The organism is Bacillus sp. SORGH_AS_0510, from assembly GCF_030818775.1.
Lineage (GTDB): Bacteria > Bacillota > Bacilli > Bacillales > Cytobacillaceae > Neobacillus.
Genome location: NZ_JAUTAU010000001.1, coordinates 1 through 17,182, shown reverse-complemented (window position 1 = coordinate 17,182; position 17,182 = coordinate 1). Strand labels below are relative to the sequence as shown.

At 44.0% G+C, this 17,182-nt stretch carries 12 protein-coding genes, 10 tRNA genes and 2 rRNA genes; 22 read left to right on the top strand and 2 right to left on the bottom strand.

The features are described from left to right. Positions 1–432 precede the first annotated feature (432 nt). From uvsE to QE429_RS00110, 3 genes are all read left to right on the top strand, one after another. On the top strand, positions 433–1,398 hold the full coding sequence (gene uvsE, locus QE429_RS00120; protein WP_307282627.1) for a UV DNA damage repair endonuclease UvsE: 966 nt from the start codon (positions 433–435) through the stop codon (positions 1,396–1,398). A gap of 68 nt (positions 1,399–1,466) precedes the next feature. After that, on the top strand, positions 1,467–1,940 hold the full coding sequence (locus QE429_RS00115; protein WP_307282623.1) for a PH domain-containing protein: 474 nt from the start codon (positions 1,467–1,469) through the stop codon (positions 1,938–1,940). After that, positions 1,933–3,387 carry a PH domain-containing protein gene (locus QE429_RS00110; RefSeq protein WP_307282621.1) on the top strand — a complete coding sequence of 485 codons (1,455 nt, stop codon included), beginning with the start codon at positions 1,933–1,935 and terminating at the stop codon, positions 3,385–3,387. Before QE429_RS00115 ends, QE429_RS00110 begins: the two co-directional genes overlap by 8 nt. A 17-nt stretch (positions 3,388–3,404) precedes the next feature. On the opposite strand, the gene QE429_RS00105 is transcribed toward QE429_RS00110, so the two are convergent. Then, positions 3,405–4,133, bottom strand: a complete 729-nt coding sequence (locus QE429_RS00105; protein WP_307282619.1) for a rhomboid family intramembrane serine protease — start codon at positions 4,131–4,133, stop codon at positions 3,405–3,407. A gap of 91 nt (positions 4,134–4,224) precedes the next feature. Between QE429_RS00105 and acpS the strand changes: the two genes are divergently transcribed. The 6 genes from acpS (at position 4,225) to QE429_RS00075 (ending at position 10,421) form a co-directional block, all read left to right on the top strand. Continuing rightward, entirely contained in the window at positions 4,225–4,575 is a 351-nt protein-coding gene (gene acpS / locus QE429_RS00100; RefSeq protein ID WP_307282616.1) for a holo-ACP synthase, read from the top strand. A 343-nt stretch (positions 4,576–4,918) separates the two neighbouring features. After that, entirely contained in the window at positions 4,919–5,932 is a 1,014-nt protein-coding gene (locus QE429_RS00095) for a LolA family protein (RefSeq protein WP_307282614.1), read from the top strand. Positions 5,933–6,070: 138 nt separating this feature from the next. Continuing rightward, on the top strand, positions 6,071–7,243 hold the full coding sequence (gene alr / locus QE429_RS00090; RefSeq protein WP_307282611.1) for an alanine racemase: 1,173 nt from the start codon (positions 6,071–6,073) through the stop codon (positions 7,241–7,243). Between the two features lie 178 nt (positions 7,244–7,421). Next, positions 7,422–7,703, top strand: coding sequence for a CopG family ribbon-helix-helix protein (locus QE429_RS00085; protein ID WP_071354167.1), 282 nt, complete (start codon positions 7,422–7,424; stop codon positions 7,701–7,703). 4 nt (positions 7,704–7,707) lie between these two features. After that, positions 7,708–8,058 (top strand): type II toxin-antitoxin system endoribonuclease NdoA, encoded by a 351-nt coding sequence (ndoA, locus tag QE429_RS00080; protein ID WP_007083556.1) that lies wholly within the window; start codon positions 7,708–7,710, stop codon positions 8,056–8,058. Between the two features lie 185 nt (positions 8,059–8,243). Next, a complete protein-coding gene (locus QE429_RS00075) occupies positions 8,244–10,421 on the top strand; it encodes a Tex family protein (protein WP_307282589.1) in 2,178 nt (725 codons plus the stop codon). Between the two features lie 180 nt (positions 10,422–10,601). On the opposite strand, the gene cmpA is transcribed toward QE429_RS00075, so the two are convergent. Then, positions 10,602–10,715 (bottom strand): cortex morphogenetic protein CmpA, encoded by a 114-nt coding sequence (gene cmpA / locus QE429_RS00070; RefSeq protein WP_007083554.1) that lies wholly within the window; start codon positions 10,713–10,715, stop codon positions 10,602–10,604. 97 nt (positions 10,716–10,812) lie between these two features. Between cmpA and QE429_RS00065 the strand changes: the two genes are divergently transcribed. The 13 genes from QE429_RS00065 to QE429_RS00005 form a co-directional block, all read left to right on the top strand. After that, positions 10,813–11,286 (top strand): SprT family protein, encoded by a 474-nt coding sequence (locus QE429_RS00065; RefSeq protein WP_307282578.1) that lies wholly within the window; start codon positions 10,813–10,815, stop codon positions 11,284–11,286. A 118-nt stretch (positions 11,287–11,404) separates the two neighbouring features. Then, a tRNA-Asn gene (locus QE429_RS00060) sits at positions 11,405–11,479 on the top strand. Positions 11,480–11,483: 4 nt separating this feature from the next. Further along, positions 11,484–11,574 (top strand) — tRNA-Ser (locus QE429_RS00055). A 12-nt stretch (positions 11,575–11,586) separates the two neighbouring features. Continuing rightward, positions 11,587–11,658, top strand: a tRNA-Glu gene (locus QE429_RS00050). Positions 11,659–11,728: 70 nt separating this feature from the next. Further along, a tRNA-Gln gene (locus tag QE429_RS00045) sits at positions 11,729–11,803 on the top strand. A gap of 59 nt (positions 11,804–11,862) precedes the next feature. Next, positions 11,863–11,938: transfer RNA gene (locus QE429_RS00040), tRNA-Lys, on the top strand. 13 nt (positions 11,939–11,951) lie between these two features. Beyond that, positions 11,952–12,036, top strand: a tRNA-Leu gene (locus QE429_RS00035). A gap of 66 nt (positions 12,037–12,102) precedes the next feature. Then, positions 12,103–12,185 (top strand) — tRNA-Leu (locus QE429_RS00030). Between the two features lie 63 nt (positions 12,186–12,248). Then, positions 12,249–12,325, top strand: a tRNA-Arg gene (locus QE429_RS00025). A gap of 9 nt (positions 12,326–12,334) precedes the next feature. Next, positions 12,335–12,411: transfer RNA gene (locus tag QE429_RS00020), tRNA-Pro, on the top strand. Between the two features lie 15 nt (positions 12,412–12,426). Beyond that, positions 12,427–12,500, top strand: a tRNA-Gly gene (locus QE429_RS00015). A gap of 113 nt (positions 12,501–12,613) precedes the next feature. After that, positions 12,614–14,151: ribosomal RNA gene (locus QE429_RS00010) — 16S ribosomal RNA — on the top strand. Positions 14,152–14,351: 200 nt separating this feature from the next. Then, positions 14,352–17,182, top strand: a 23S ribosomal RNA gene (locus QE429_RS00005); the annotation flags it as partial.

Below are 17,182 nucleotides of genomic sequence, written 5' to 3'. Positions count from 1 at the left end.
AAAAAGTCCAATAACGTCAAAGTAGATAGGTTCTACATTTACTTTTTTTAATAAAAAATCTGATAACGTCAAAGTAGACAGGTTCTACATCAACTTTTTTTAATAAATTGTCCAATAACGTCAAAGTAGATAGGTTCTACATTTACTTTTTTTGATAAAAAATCTGATAACGTCAAAGTAGACAGGTTCTACATCTACTTTTTTTAATAAATAGTCCAATAACGTCAATGTAGACGGGCTCACATCTACTTTTTCAATAAAAAATCTGATAACGTCGATGTAGTCTTTTAAAGATAATTTCAAAGTAAGCGGCAAAACCGTAGACTGCTTTTTCCGAGAAGAACATTTGCCTGTAGGGGCTAATCAAGGCTCTTACGCATTTCTTATCCAAAACGGGAATGATAATAAAAACCCTAATGATGGAGTGATGGTATGACGATTGTTCGTCTTGGATATGTAGCCATGAGCGTGGAGGTAGCCAACGCTTCCCCCTCTCAAACGATGACCTTTGCGCAATTCAGTCGGATTAAAGACCGCGAAGCTGCCCTACGGAAACTAGAAAGAATTGCGATATCGAACATAGAAAACTGCCTGCGGTTATTAAAACATAATGCGGCGAACGATATTCACTTTTTCCGATTAAGCTCACGACTGATTCCCCTTGCTAATCATGAAGAGTTACTTGATTGGGACTATATGGAACCTTTAAGAGAGCCTCTCCGTGAACTGGGGAGTTATAGCAAAGAAAAATCGATAAGAATGGATTTCCACCCAGACCATTTTGTTGTCCTAAATACACCGGATAAAGAAATCTTGAAAAATTCGCTTAAGACACTTGTGATGCATCATGCTATGCTAAAAGGAATGAACATTGATACCGAACATCGGTGTGTTCTGCATGTCGGCGGCGGTTATGATGATAAGGAAAAAGCGCTTGAACAGTTTATCCATAACTGGGCATACATTAAGCCGGCTATCCAAAGAATGATTATGCTTGAAAATGATGATACGACCTTCACCGTAAAGGAAACATTATATCTCTGTGAAAAATTAGGCATTCCAATGGTGTTTGATTATCATCACCACTTAGCAAATTATGAAGAGTTGGATTGGGTATCGGACTGGGAACGAATCATCAGCACGTGGGCGCATTCCCCGTTACCCGTCAAAATGCATATTTCTAGTCCGCGCTCTGAAAAGGAATTTCGCGCGCATGCGGATATGGTAAACCCCGACATGTTTATGGACTTCTTAAAAGAAATAAAAGGAACGGTACCGGAGATTCACTGTATGATTGAAGCTAAGCAGAAGGATGCAGCGCTTTTTCAATTGGTGGAGGATCTAAAGGAGTATGAGGGCCTAAAATGGCTAGACCAATCTAGTTTTGAGATGGAATAATAATGCCAGTTTCTCCCTGTCGATGTATACTAAAACATAAGGAAGTAGGTAAGGGGGGAGAGTTAAGGATGGAGCTGCAGAAAAGAATCTCGAAAAAGGCCTTAACCGTTTGGCGCATTTCGGGTGGGATAAAGTCACTGATAGGCTGGGTAATTACTGCAATTTTCCTGTTTCTCATTGATTTGTTCGATTGGCCATTTTGGATTGCTCTTATCTTGATTACGCTGGGTATTATTTTTCCTGTATTAGATATCTTTATATTTCCAACTCTTAGATGGCGATATTGGAGGTATGAGGTACGAGAGGAAGAGATGGAACTAGAAAGAGGGATGTTCATTCGTAGCCGGACACTAGTTCCAATGGTACGAGTGCAACATGTCGATACAATTCAAGGGCCACTCTTAAGGAAGTACAAACTTGCTTCTGTGGTCGTGTACACAGCTGCCACTTCTCATGAAATTCCCGCTTTAGAAGTGAGTGAAGCAGAAGAATTGCGCCTTTATATATCAAAGTTAGCAAGGGTGGCGGAAGAAGATGTCTAAAGCAAGAAGACTCCATCCAATTGCTAGTGTGATTAATACGGGAAAAAGAGCCAAGAGACTAGTGATACCCATTCTAGCTATATTATTTTCGGGAGGAAGGGATAGTACGGGTTCTTTGCTTTATGCCATGATTGCTTCAACGGTTATTGTCATCTTTACTTTTATATCAGGGTTATTATCGTGGTATCGATATACATATAAAATGGAAGCGGATGAACTTCGAATTGAATATGGAATCTTTGTGAGAAAGAAAAGGTTTATACCGTATGAACGAATTCAGAGTATGGATGTAACAGAAGGGATTTTACAGCGGTTATTTGGACTCGTCAAAGTGCAAATTGAAACAGCTGGCGGCCAACAGGACGAGAGTGCCGATGCCGTATTATCAGCAATCACGAAAGAAGAGGCGCGAATCATACAGGAATTTGTAGCGACGGCAAAAGGAAAGCGTCGAGTTGAAGGGAAAGAAGAACAAGGGCATCCAAGTGTATATCACATCTCCCGGCAGCAATTGATCATGCTATCCTTAACATCCGGCGGGGTGGGGGTTGTCATCTCAGCAGTTTTTGCCGTATTGAGTCAATTAGATGATTTCATTCCTTTTAAAAAATTGTTTGGCGGCTTCGAAACATGGGCGGAACGAAACCTTATTATTATAGCTATAATCGTTTTTTTGGTTTTTTTGATTTCCTGGTTGATCGCTCTTGTTGGAACGTTATTAAAATACGCTAATTTTACGGTGATAAAAGCAGAAAAGGATCTCATTATTTCACAGGGTCTTTTAGAGCGTCGTCAGATCACCATTCCTATCAAACGGATTCAAGCGGTAAAAATCCGTGAAAATATCATTCGGCAGATTTTTGGCTATGCAACAGTCCATGTGGAAAGTGCAGGAGGATCCGTTGAAAATCTAGAAGGAGCAAACGTGACGATTTTACCTATGATTAAACGGAATCAAATAGCTTCCGTTCTCAACACGCTTTTGCCGGAATATTGTATGACCACTTCCTTTACACCCGTACCGAAGCGGGCGCTAAGACGGTATATTTTTCGCAGCTGGTCTTGGGTAATGCCAATCGCCGCTCTAGCTATTATTTTTCTGAAGCTTTGGGGATTGCTTTCTCTACTTCTTTTATTCATTGTTACCGTCAGAGCCATTCTAAAATATCGAGCAGCTGGCTGGAAGCTTGATGGACAACAGTTAAGCTTGAGGTATCGTACTACACAGCGAATAACGGTTTTAGTAAAGAAAAATAAACTTCAAAGCCTTGAGCTTAGGGAAAGTCCATTTCAGCGTAAAGTGCAGCTTGGTACAATAGAAGCATTTGTTGAATCGGGTGCAGGGAATGCGGGAGGAACGGTTGTTGATATGGAGAAGAGTGATAGTCTAAAGGTTTATAAGTGGTTTACAAGAGAACAGAAAAACAGGGACAGCTCCGAAGAATAGTTTCGAGAGCGTCCCTGTTATTTTTGACTCCAAAATCCGAGAATGGCAACAATAAGAACGAAAGCCCAAATCAGAACTTTGGCTGGAGATTGAGTAGATAAGTTTTTCTTTCTGCTAGTTGCCCAGTTGGCTGTCCCTCTAATAGAATCAGAAAGATCCTTTTTATTATAATAAGGAATGGCCCCCAATAAAAAGCCGCCTAGTAAACCGAAAAGATGAGCGGTAATATTAATATTGGGCTGCAAAAAGGTCATAATTAAACTAACTATGCTTAGGGTGATAATAATTTGCGAGTTTTGTTTTGTTAGCATTTGTTTACGGAAGATGATGATGGCAATATAATAGCCAAATATTCCAAAGATGGCACCACTTGAACCAACATGTGTATACGTTAAAGGCTCCAGCAGAAGTGTGGCCACATTGGCTATGATTCCCGAGAGAAGATAAACGAATAGAAATCTCCCTCCACCAATCATACGCTCTAGGGCTGGCCCAAAAAGGACAAGTGAGAAACTATTAAATAGCATATGGGAGAAACCGCTGTGCATAAAAGTGGGTGTAATCAGTCTCCAATAGTCCCCTTCCATAATATAAAGATTGACTCCTGAAAAATTTTCGAAGAACCAATAGTTTGGAAATATGGGCAAGATGGTTAAAAGATATAATGCTAAGTGAATACAGACAATAATAGAAACAACGGGATAGAAACGTAAAAATTCACGTAAGTTTTCAGTCCTCGTAAACATGAATACCCTCCTCTCACTATCATGATAACCTTAATATCGGTCTTGTACACTAATATGCCGTTGATAATATAAATAGAAGGATGGTTGAACGATGATTAAAGGAATTGGGATTGATATTATAGAACTTTCCAGGATCCAGGATATATTGAATCGACAATTGAAGTTGATTGACCGAATTTTAACTGCCAGGGAAAGAGATACATTCGAGACTCTTTCAGATAGAAGAAAAGTGGAGTTTCTAGCAGGTAGATTTGCTGCAAAGGAGGCTTTTTCAAAAGCGGCAGGAACAGGAATTGGGAAAGAACTATCCTTTTTAGATATTGAAATAATCACTGACCAACTCGGCAAACCTCATATAGTAAAACCAAACGTCAAGTCGCACCTATCCATCTCACACAGCAGAGACTACGCAGTGGCGCAAGTGGTGATTGAAGAAATGTAGTGATGCTAGTCTGTTGATTTCCGCTCCAGGCACGAGCGGTTCGTGGGTGTTTCGGCGAGCCTCCTCGGAGAAACGCGCCTGTGGGGTCTCTCCTGAACCATACTCCCACAGGAGTCTTCGTGCCTTCCCTTCAATCAACAGGATGCCAAAGTAACAAAAAGGTTTCACAATTCCTCTACTCGAAAAAATAAATAGCTTGGCAACTTCTTTATCATAATCCCTAAGGTTGTCTCATATATTCATAGGGAACTAGGAGAGACAAGGTCAGCTATGGTCATTTGCCTGATCCCTGCCTTTCTCTTCTCTATAATCATATGAAATGAGACAAGAAGGGGTTGAAGGAATGAAGAAAAAGTTAGTGCTGCTCATGACAGGACTGATGGTCATCTTTTTACTAGCTGCCTGTGGCTCTAAATCACAAGATGACGTGGTGAAAGAGTTAAATGGTAAATTAGGAGATTTATCGAGCTACAAAGTCAATGCAAAAATGACCTTGAAAATGGGTTCAGATTCACAAGTATACAACGTAGAAATTTGGCATAAGGATCCTACTTTCTATCGCGTCAATTTAAAGAATGCCGAAAAAGATCAAAGCCAAATGATTTTACGAAATAATGAAGGAGTATTTGTCCTTACTCCAGCGCTAAATAAAAGCTTCCGTTTCCAAAGTGATTGGCCGCAAAACAGCAGCCAGGCGTACCTTTATGAATCGCTTATTAAGGATATTGTTTCGGACAAGGAGGCCAAATTCACTTCGACGAAAGACTTTTATGTATTCGAGACAAAAACACGTTATCAAAATAATAGTATGCTTCCAACTCAAGAAATTAAACTAAATAAGAGCGATCTATCACCTGCCGTTGTCAAGGTCATGGATCCAGATCGAAACGCTCTTGTGACTGTCGAGTTTTCAAAGGTTAAATTCAATGCTAGCTTTGATAAAGATGATTTCGATATGAAGAAAAATATGACTCGTGCCCAGCTTGGATTACCTGCTATGGCAGAAGCTGGCGACAAATCCTTTAGCGTGAAGTACCCTACCTTGGAGTTAAAAGGTACGAAGCTTATTGGTGAGAAAGAAGTAGCCATTGAGGATGGAAAACGAGTGGTCCTTACTTATGACGGTAAGAAGTCGTACACACTTGTACAAGAAAAAGTTACGGCGAAGGTAGCGTCAACTACACCAACCTATGTTGAAGGGGATATCGTCGACTTAGGCCTAACGATTGGAGCGGTGACTGACCATTCTATTTCTTGGTCACACGGTGGCGTCGATTATATGATTGCATCGAAAAACCTAACGAAGGATGAAATGATCGAGGTGGCAAAATCCGTTCAAGGTGATGCGGTAAAATAAGTAAGGCAAGAAAACAGGCTCATTTTTGGGTCTGTTTTTCTTTTTGTACTAGTTGTTATATTGCATCGTTAAAAAGTAGTATGATATGTTTTGTGATAAAATAATGGAATATGTGAATTTCAAATAGGAAGTGGAAGTATGGAAGAGCAAGGATATTTCTATCGAGATACATGGGCTGAAGTGGACTTGGATTACATCGCAGAAAATGTTAAATCTGTTAGAAGTCATTTGCCACAAGATGTGACGATCATCGCGGTGGTTAAAGCGAATGCCTATGGTCATGGTGATGTACAGGTAGCACAAACTGCGCTAGAGGCTGGTGCGTCCTATTTAGCTGTAGCCTTTATGGATGAAGCTATTGCCTTAAGGAATAAAGGGATCAAGGCTCCTATTCTTGTTTTAGGAGCATCACGGCCAGAAGATGTAGAAGTAGCAGCAAAATTTGCGATTACCCTAACTGTCTTTCAAAAAGAATGGGTACAAGAAGCACGGAAACATCTGGAAGGCAATCAATCCATTTCGGTCCATATTAAATTGGATACAGGAATGGGGAGAATTGGTATCCGAAATGCAGAGGAACTGATTTCCATTCATCAACTGATTGCAGAGGACGAACGCTTCCAGTTCGAAGGCGTGTACACTCATTTTGCGACGGCAGATGAACTGGACCAAACCTATTTTCAACAGCAGCTGGAGATATTTGAAAAAATGATCGCGGCATTGCCAAATCGCCCAAAATACATCCACTCAAGTAACAGTGCTGCAGCTTTGCGTTTTCCGAAAGCATACTTTAATGCCGTTCGAATTGGAATTGCCATGTATGGCCTGACCCCATCACTCGAAATGGAACAGGAAATTCCTTTTACATTAAAAGAAGCCTTTTCTCTAAATTCAAGGCTTGTACATGTGAAGAAGCTCGAGAAAGGTGACAAAGTGAGTTACGGAGCCACCTACGAAAGCGAAGAGGAAGAGTGGATTGGTACGATTCCTATTGGTTACGCGGATGGGTGGATTCGTAGGCTTCAAGGGCAGGAAGTGCTGGTAGCTGGAGAACGTTCGCCAATTGTCGGCAGAATTTGTATGGATCAATGCATGATCCGCCTCCCGCGGTATCTACCGATTGGAACAACGGTTACTCTAATTGGGACACAGGAAAATCAATTCATTTCAGTGAATGAGGTCGCTAAAAAACTAGAGACCATCAATTATGAGGTGCCGTGTATCATCGCCAATCGTGTTCCTCGTCTATATAAAAAGAACGGCAAAGTTGTCGATTTAAAAAACGATTTGTTGAACAATTATCAGGCCTAAATAAAGAAATTCAAACATATTTATGTTATTGCGGTAATTTGTGCATAAAAGCATCTTTTATTGGCTTATAATACAGTAGAATTATATTTAGTCTATGAATAAAGCTTGATTAGTGTTATTATTAAATATGGTACAGATAAATTATATTGGTGTGTAGTGATGGTGGAGGTGTATGTTTGTGTCTGAATCCGGCGCAACTACGGAAATCTTGGTGAAATTACCGCAACATCTTTTAACGGAATTAGATGGTTTCGTTAAGCAAGAAAATGTGAACCGAAGCGAGTTTATCTACCAGGCAACAAAAATGTATCTACGCGAACGTAAAAAGAGACAAATTCGCGAGTCAATGAGACGTGGATACATGGAAATGGCTAAAATTAATCTAAGAATTGCATCAGAAGCATTTCAAGCAGAATATGAGGCAGAACACACAGTTGAACGTCTTGTAAGCGGAGGATAATCCTTTGATTGTCAAGCGTGGTGACGTTTATTTCGCGGACCTATCCCCAGTTGTTGGTTCTGAACAAGGCGGCGTCCGACCAGTACTTGTCATCCAAAACGACATCGGGAATCGGTTTAGTCCCACAGTGATTGTTGCAGCGATTACAGCTCAAATTCAAAAAGCTAAGCTTCCTACTCATGTAGAAATTGATGCGAAGCGCTACGGATTTGAACGAGATTCGGTCATTCTGTTAGAGCAGATTCGTACAATTGATAAGCAGCGGTTAACCGATAAAATTACCCATCTCGATGACGAAATGATGGAGAAAGTGGATGAAGCCTTGCAGGTAAGCTTAGGTCTCATCGAATTTTAGTTCTACAGCACGCTCTTTACTAAAAGAGCGTTTTTTCATACATATCCTGACCTCAAACTATAATTCTGCCTAAAGCAAGCGCTGCCAGCTTGCTTTTCTTTTTATGTACCAACCATAATTTGGTACAATATGTAAGGGAGTAAAGGTACATATACTAGATCAATACAAAATTGGAGGATTGTTTTGTGAATGATACGGTTGTAAAAGAGGATCAGTTACTAGCAAAAATCGCTTATGAACAAGCGGTTTCTTATAAACAAGTAAAGAGTGTCATTTCATTACTAGAGGAAGGAAACACAGTTCCTTTTATTGCACGTTACCGTAAGGAAATGACAGGAGCGCTTGATGAGGTTCAAATCCGTGACATTTTAGAAAGATGGCAATACATACAGAATCTTGAACAAAGAAAAGAAGAAGTTCTCCGGATTATCGAGGAGCAAGGCAAGCTAACAGATGAGCTAAGTAAAGCTGTTACGAAAGCGGAAAAGCTCCAAGAAGTAGAGGATTTATACCGCCCATTTAAACAAAAGAGACGAACAAAGGCAACTGTTGCAAAAGAGAAGGGATTAGAACCACTTGCTGAATGGTTAATGACATTCCCGAAGGGCAGCATCGAGGAAAAAGCCAAGGAATTTGTATCAGAAGAGAAACAAGTTCTTACTATTGAAGATGCGATTGCTGGTGCGAAGGACATTATTGCTGAAACGGTCTCAGATGATGCGGAAAGCCGCAAATGGATTCGTAAAGAAACGTTTAAGTCAGGTACCGTAACATCTGCAGTAAAAGACGCGGAAAAAGATGAGAAAAATGTGTACGAAATGTACTATGAATACGAGGAACCGGTTAATAAGATCGTTCCCCACCGCACTCTTGCTTTAAATCGCGGCGAAAAGGAAGACATCTTGAAGGTATCTATTAAAATGAATGTAGATTTAATTATGTCTTACCTTTCAAGAAAGTGGATTCGGAATCAACATTCACCTGCGGCTTCTATTGTTCTAGAAGCTATGGAGGATAGCTATAAGCGATTAATTCAGCCTTCAATCGAACGAGAAATTCGTAGTGAATTAACGGAAAAAGGAGAAGAACAAGCCATTCACATCTTCTCTGAAAACTTGAGGAATTTATTATTGCAGCCACCGCTTAAAGGTAAAGTGGTGATCGGCGTCGACCCTGCTTATCGGACAGGCTGTAAGCTGGCAGTCGTGGATGATACGGGAAAAGTACTAAAGATTGATGTGATTTACCCGCATCCGCCTGTTTCGAAAACAAAAGAGGCGCGTGAAAAGTTTATTTCAATCCTGCGTGAGTACAAGGTAGAAATGGCTGCCATCGGTAACGGGACGGCTTCAAGGGAAACAGAGCAGTTCGTTGCTGATATTTTAAAAGAATTGAATGAAGAGATTTTCTATTTAATCGTTAACGAAGCGGGGGCTAGTGTATATTCTGCCTCCGATATAGCGAGAGAAGAGTTTCCTAATTTCCAGGTGGAAGAAAGAAGTGCTGTTTCCATTGCAAGACGTCTGCAAGATCCACTTGCTGAGTTGGTAAAAATCGATCCGAAATCAGTAGGTGTAGGTCAGTACCAGCATGACGTGTCACAAAAACGTTTATCAGAATCCTTGCATTTTGTCGTTGAGACAGCAGTTAACCGAGTAGGAGTAAATGTTAATACGGCTTCTTCTTCATTATTGCAATACGTGGCGGGGCTAAATAAGACAGCAGCCAACAATATTGTGAAAAAGCGTGAAGAAGAAGGAAAATTCACCAGCAGGGTTCAATTAAAGAAAGTTCCTCGCTTAGGTGCAAAAACGTATGAACAAGCGATTGGTTTCTTGCGTGTACTAGACGGAAAAGAGCCCCTGGACCGTACGGGGATTCATCCGGAAAACTATGGCGAAGTGAAGAAGCTATTAACGAAGCTTGGCTTTACGACGGATGATTTAGGAACGGAAGCGTTAATAACAGCGCTTAGTGGTCTGGATTTAAAGTCTCTTTCTGAAGAACTTTGTATTGGAGAGTTAACCTTAAAAGATATTATTGATGCGTTGGTTAGACCTGAACGTGACCCGCGTGATGATTTACCAAGACCATTGTTGAAAAAGGACGTATTAAAGCTCGAGGACTTAAAGGCTGGCATGGAGCTTCAGGGGACAGTCCGAAACGTCGTAGACTTTGGTGCGTTTGTAGATATCGGTGTGAAACAAGATGGTTTGGTGCATATTTCTAAACTGAGTAACCGATTTGTTAAGCATCCGCTAGACATTGTCTCTGTGGGTGATGTAGTAACGGTATGGGTGGATTCAGTTGATATGAAAAAAGGCCGAGTGGCGTTAACAATGCTTCCGCCGTCAAATCAATAATGAAAAAAAGGAAACACTGCTTTTTTAATTTTATTAGAAAGCATTAGACTTTGAGAATTGTCCAGCTCAAGCGCCTAGCCCTTCGGGTCAAATGTTCTTCTGTAATAAAAGTCAAAGAGCGACTTTTCTTGCAGAAGAACGTTTTGCCTGCCGGGGCTGACCAAGGCGCTTGAGCTTTTATTATGAGCAGTGTTTTTTTCTGTAAAAAAACCAGCACTGGTTTAAGAGTTTGATCTGGTAGCGGTCCTTCTCATAGAAAGCCCTTTTCATTTGGTTTTGCAACCAAGTTGGCATAATGAAAACCTCCCGAAAAGTTCGTCACCATTAATGGTATATACACTATATGCTATAATAGGTTGTCACGTTCGCGAAAAAAGGGGTGAAAGGTAAAATGACCGAGCAGGAATTGCAAATATTAGTCGAAAAGATATCAGATGAGTCATTTGGAAAACCTTTTTGTCACCAAGCGACCTTTAACCCGAGATTGCGATCAACAGGAGGAAGGTATCTACTTAGTACACATAATATAGAAATCAATAGAAAATACTTAGAACAGTTAGGGGAAAATGAGTTAATCGGCATCATTAAACACGAGCTATGTCATTATCATCTCCATCTTGAGAGGAAGGGCTATCAACATAAAGATGCAGACTTTAAAGCGCTCTTGAAAAAAGTAAATGCTCCTCGATTTTGCTCGCAACTTCCTAATAAACAAGTGAAACGTTCACCAAAAAAGCTTTTAATATATCAGTGCTCGAATTGTAAGCAGACTTATACAAGAAAGAGAAGTATTAATACCAGTAGATATGTATGTGGAAAGTGCCGTGGTAAGCTTGTAAAAGCAAGGGAAGTAACTTTAAATTAGAGAGAAGAATTTGGGATTAAAATTTCTTACAAAACTATGTTGACTTTCTGTTTAACGGTCATTATAATGTAAAGAGTCGACAGGGCAATAACCCATGTTGAGACGAAATAAGTATTATTCCGCAGTAGCTCAGTGGTAGAGCTATCGGCTGTTAACCGATCGGTCGTAGGTTCGAGTCCTACCTGCGGAGCCATTATGGGGAAGTACTCAAGAGGCTGAAGAGGCGCCCCTGCTAAGGGTGTAGGTCGGGTAACCGGCGCGAGGGTTCAAATCCCTCCTTCTCCGCCATAATATCTTTACGGCCCTTTGGTCAAGCGGTTAAGACACCGCCCTTTCACGGCGGTAACACGGGTTCGAATCCCGTAAGGGTCATCAGGGACGGGGAGTGACTTTAACTCATTTCCTGTTTCTTAATCTTTATAGTTTCTTATTTAATAAATATTGGGCTATAGCCAAGCGGTAAGGCATCGCACTTTGACTGCGACATGCGTTGGTTCAAATCCAGCTAGCCCAGCCATTTTTCTTTTATTGACCATCTGACTAACGGTATAAAAGATTAGTGAAACATCTTAGTATGAGCCATTAGCTCAGTTGGTAGAGCATCTGACTTTTAATCAGAGGGTCGAAGGTTCGAGTCCTTCATGGCTCACCATTTTAATTAATATGCGGGTGTGGCGGAATTGGCAGACGCACCAGACTTAGGATCTGGCGCCGCAAGGCGTGGGGGTTCGACTCCCTTCACCCGCACCAACCAAACATTTCCTCTTGTAATAAAGTGGTTATCGTGTTATGATAGTTTTTGTCGCTAATTATAACGCGGTCGTGGCGGAATGGCAGACGCGCTAGGTTGAGGGCCTAGTGGGGGCAACCCCGTGGAGGTTCAAGTCCTCTCGGCCGCACTAAAAACTTTATTGACAAACCAAACTGAGTATGATATACTTTAAAAGTTGATTTTAAAAGATGCGCCCGTAGCTCAATTGGATAGAGCGTCTGACTACGGATCAGAAGGTTATGGGTTCGACTCCTTTCGGGCGCGCCATTCTTATTACGGGAAGTAGCTCAGCTTGGTAGAGCACTTGGTTTGGGACCAAGGGGTCGCAGGTTCGAATCCTGTCTTCCCGACCATTTGAATTTTAATATGCGGGTGTAGTTTAATGGTAAAACCTCAGCCTTCCAAGCTGATGTCGTGGGTTCGATTCCCATCACCCGCTCCAATTTATACCTTTAAATTGTTCTTTGAAAACTAAACAAACAAAAACGTCAACAAACAATAATATTTAACTTCTTAATTGAAGTTAGCCAACGTAACAAAATGAGCTAATCAACTTTCTTGGAGAGTTTGATCCTGGCTCAGGACGAACGCTGGCGGCGTGCCTAATACATGCAAGTCGAGCGAACCACTTCGGTGGTTAGCGGCGGACGGGTGAGTAACACGTGGGCAACCTGCCTGTAAGACTGGGATAACACCGGGAAACCGGTGCTAATACCGGATAATCCTTTTCCTCACATGAGGAGAAGTTGAAAGTCGGTTTCGGCTGACACTTACAGATGGGCCCGCGGCGCATTAGCTAGTTGGTGAGGTAACGGCTCACCAAGGCGACGATGCGTAGCCGACCTGAGAGGGTGATCGGCCACACTGGGACTGAGACACGGCCCAGACTCCTACGGGAGGCAGCAGTAGGGAATCTTCCACAATGGACGAAAGTCTGATGGAGCAACGCCGCGTGAGCGATGAAGGCCTTCGGGTCGTAAAGCTCTGTTGTTAGGGAAGAACAAGTACCGGAGTAACTGCCGGTACCTTGACGGTACCTAACCAGAAAGCCACGGCTAACTACGTGCCAGCAGCCGCGGTAATACGTAGGTGGCAAGCGTTGTCCGGAATTATTGGGCGTAAAGCGCGCGCAGGCGGTCCTTTAAGTCTGATGTGAAAGCCCACGGCTCAACCGTGGAGGGTCATTGGAAACTGGGGGACTTGAGTGCAGAAGAGGAAAGCGGAATTCCACGTGTAGCGGTGAAATGCGTAGAGATGTGGAGGAACACCAGTGGCGAAGGCGGCTTTCTGGTCTGTAACTGACGCTGAGGCGCGAAAGCGTGGGGAGCAAACAGGATTAGATACCCTGGTAGTCCACGCCGTAAACGATGAGTGCTAAGTGTTAGGGGGTTTCCGCCCCTTAGTGCTGCAGCTAACGCATTAAGCACTCCGCCTGGGGAGTACGGCCGCAAGGCTGAAACTCAAAGGAATTGACGGGGGCCCGCACAAGCGGTGGAGCATGTGGTTTAATTCGAAGCAACGCGAAGAACCTTACCAGGTCTTGACATCCTCTGACACTCCTAGAGATAGGACTTTCCCCTTCGGGGGACAGAGTGACAGGTGGTGCATGGTTGTCGTCAGCTCGTGTCGTGAGATGTTGGGTTAAGTCCCGCAACGAGCGCAACCCTTGATCTTAGTTGCCAGCATTCAGTTGGGCACTCTAAGGTGACTGCCGGTGACAAACCGGAGGAAGGTGGGGATGACGTCAAATCATCATGCCCCTTATGACCTGGGCTACACACGTGCTACAATGGATGGTACAAAGGGCTGCAAGACCGCGAGGTTTAGCCAATCCCATAAAACCATTCTCAGTTCGGATTGTAGGCTGCAACTCGCCTACATGAAGCCGGAATCGCTAGTAATCGCGGATCAGCATGCCGCGGTGAATACGTTCCCGGGCCTTGTACACACCGCCCGTCACACCACGAGAGTTTGTAACACCCGAAGTCGGTGGGGTAACCGTAAGGAGCCAGCCGCCTAAGGTGGGACAGATGATTGGGGTGAAGTCGTAACAAGGTAGCCGTATCGGAAGGTGCGGCTGGATCACCTCCTTTCTAAGGATATAAGCTGGACCTATGAGCCAGACAAAACATGTTTGTTTGATTGTTTTCTGTTTGTTTAGTTTTGAGAGTGCAATTTCTCTCAGAACTTCGTTCTTTGAAAACTAGATAATCGTAAAGAAGAAAGTCAAGAAACATCGAGTAATCGCCATTTTAGTTTTCTCTCTATTATATATAGAGTAATAAACCTTTTAGGTTAAGTTAGAAAGGGCGCACGGTGAATGCCTTGGCACTAGGAGCCGATGAAGGACGGGACTAACACCGATATGCTTTGGGGAGCTGTAAGTAAGCTTTGATCCAGAGATTTCCGAATGGGGAAACCCACTGTTCGTAATGGAACAGTATCTTTACCTGAATACATAGGGTATTGAAGGCATACCCGGGGAACTGAAACATCTAAGTACCCGGAGGAAGAGAAAGCAAACGCGATTCCCTGAGTAGCGGCGAGCGAAACGGGACATAGCCCAAACCAAGAGGCTTGCCTCTTGGGGTTGTAGGACACTCTACATGGAGTTACAAAGGAACGGGGTAGATGAAGCGGCCTGGAAAGGCCCGTCAGAGAAGGTAAAAACCCTGTAGTCGAAACTTCGTTCCCTCCTGAGTGGATCCTGAGTACGGCCGGACACGTGAAATCCGGTCGGAAGCAGGGAGGACCATCTCCCAAGGCTAAATACTCCCTAGTGACCGATAGTGAACCAGTACCGTGAGGGAAAGGTGAAAAGCACCCCGGAAGGGGAGTGAAATAGTTCCTGAAACCGTGTGCCTACAAGTAGTTAGAGCCCGTTAATGGGTGATAGCGTGCCTTTTGTAGAATGAACCGGCGAGTTACGATCCCATGCAAGGTTAAGTTGAAGAGACGGAGCCGCAGCGAAAGCGAGTCTGAATAGGGCGAATGAGTATGTGGTCGTAGACCCGAAACCAGGTGATCTACCCATGTCCAGGGTGAAGTCCAGGTAACACTGGATGGAGGCCCGAACCCACGCACGTTGAAAAGTGCGGGGATGAGGTGTGGGTAGCGGAGAAATTCCAATCGAACTTGGAGATAGCTGGTTCTCTCCGAAATAGCTTTAGGGCTAGCCTCACGTTGTTAGAGTCTTGGAGGTAGAGCACTGTTTGGACTAGGGGCCCTCATCGGGTTACCGAATTCAGACAAACTCCGAATGCCAAAGACTTATCCGTGGGAGTCAGACTGCGAGTGATAAGATCCGTAGTCAAAAGGGAAACAGCCCAGACCACCAGCTAAGGTCCCAAAGTTTACGTTAAGTGGAAAAGGATGTGGAGTTGCTTAGACAACCAGGATGTTGGCTTAGAAGCAGCCACCATTTAAAGAGTGCGTAATAGCTCACTGGTCGAGTGACTCTGCGCCGAAAATGTACCGGGGCTAAACGTAACACCGAAGCTGTGGATTGACATCTTAGATGTCAGTGGTAGGAGAGCGTTCTAAGGGCGTTGAAGCTAGACCGTAAGGACTGGTGGAGCGCTTAGAAGTGAGAATGCCGGTATGAGTAGCGAAAGATGAGTGAGAATCTCATCCACCGTATGCCTAAGGTTTCCTGAGGAAGGCTCGTCCGCTCAGGGTTAGTCGGGACCTAAGCCGAGGCCGAAAGGCGTAGGCGATGGACAACAGGTTGATATTCCTGTACCACCTCTTTATCGTTTGAGTGATGGGGGGACGCAGGAGGATAGGGTAAGCGCGCTGTTGGATATGCGCGTCTAAGCAGTTAGGCTGGAAAGTAGGAAAATCCGCTTTCCGTAAAGGCTGAGCTGTGATAGCGAGGGAAATTTAGTACCGAAGTTCCTGATTCCACACTGCCAAGAAAAGCCTCTAGCGAGATAAAAGGTGCCCGTACCGCAAACCGACACAGGTAGGCGAGGAGAGAATCCTAAGGTGAGCGAGAGAACTCTCGTTAAGGAACTCGGCAAAATGACCCCGTAACTTCGGGAGAAGGGGTGCTTTTTGAGGTGAATAGCCTCGAAGAGCCGCAGTGAATAGGCCCAGGCGACTGTTTAGCAAAAACACAGGTCTCTGCGAAGCCGCAAGGCGAAGTATAGGGGCTGACGCCTGCCCGGTGCTGGAAGGTTAAGAGGAGGGGTTAGCGCAAGCGAAGCTCTGAATCGAAGCCCCAGTAAACGGCGGCCGTAACTATAACGGTCCTAAGGTAGCGAAATTCCTTGTCGGGTAAGTTCCGACCCGCACGAAAGGCGTAACGATCTGGGCACTGTCTCAACGAGAGACTCGGTGAAATTATAGTACCTGTGAAGATGCAGGTTACCCGCGACAGGACGGAAAGACCCCGTGGAGCTTTACTGTAGCCTGATATTGAATTTTGGTACAGCTTGTACAGGATAGGTAGGAGCCGTAGAAGCCGGAGCGCTAGCTTCGGTGGAGGCGTCGGTGGGATACTACCCTGGCTGTATTGAAATTCTAACCCGCACCCCTTATCGGGGTGGGAGACAGTGTCAGGTGGGCAGTTTGACTGGGGCGGTCGCCTCCTAAAGAGTAACGGAGGCGCCCAAAGGTTCCCTCAGAATGGTTGGAAATCATTCGTAGAGTGTAAAGGCACAAGGGAGCTTGACTGCGAGACCTACAAGTCGAGCAGGGACGAAAGTCGGGCTTAGTGATCCGGTGGTTCCGCATGGAAGGGCCATCGCTCAACGGATAAAAGCTACCCCGGGGATAACAGGCTTATCTCCCCCAAGAGTCCACATCGACGGGGAGGTTTGGCACCTCGATGTCGGCTCATCGCATCCTGGGGCTGTAGTCGGTCCCAAGGGTTGGGCTGTTCGCCCATTAAAGCGGTACGCGAGCTGGGTTCAGAACGTCGTGAGACAGTTCGGTCCCTATCCGTCGTGGGCGCAGGAAATTTGAGAGGAGCTGTCCTTAGTACGAGAGGACCGGGATGGACGCACCGCTGGTGTACCAGTTGTCTTGCCAAAGGCATCGCTGGGTAGCTATGTGCGGACGGGATAAGTGCTGAAAGCATCTAAGCATGAAGCCCCCCTCAAGATGAGATTTCCCATAGCT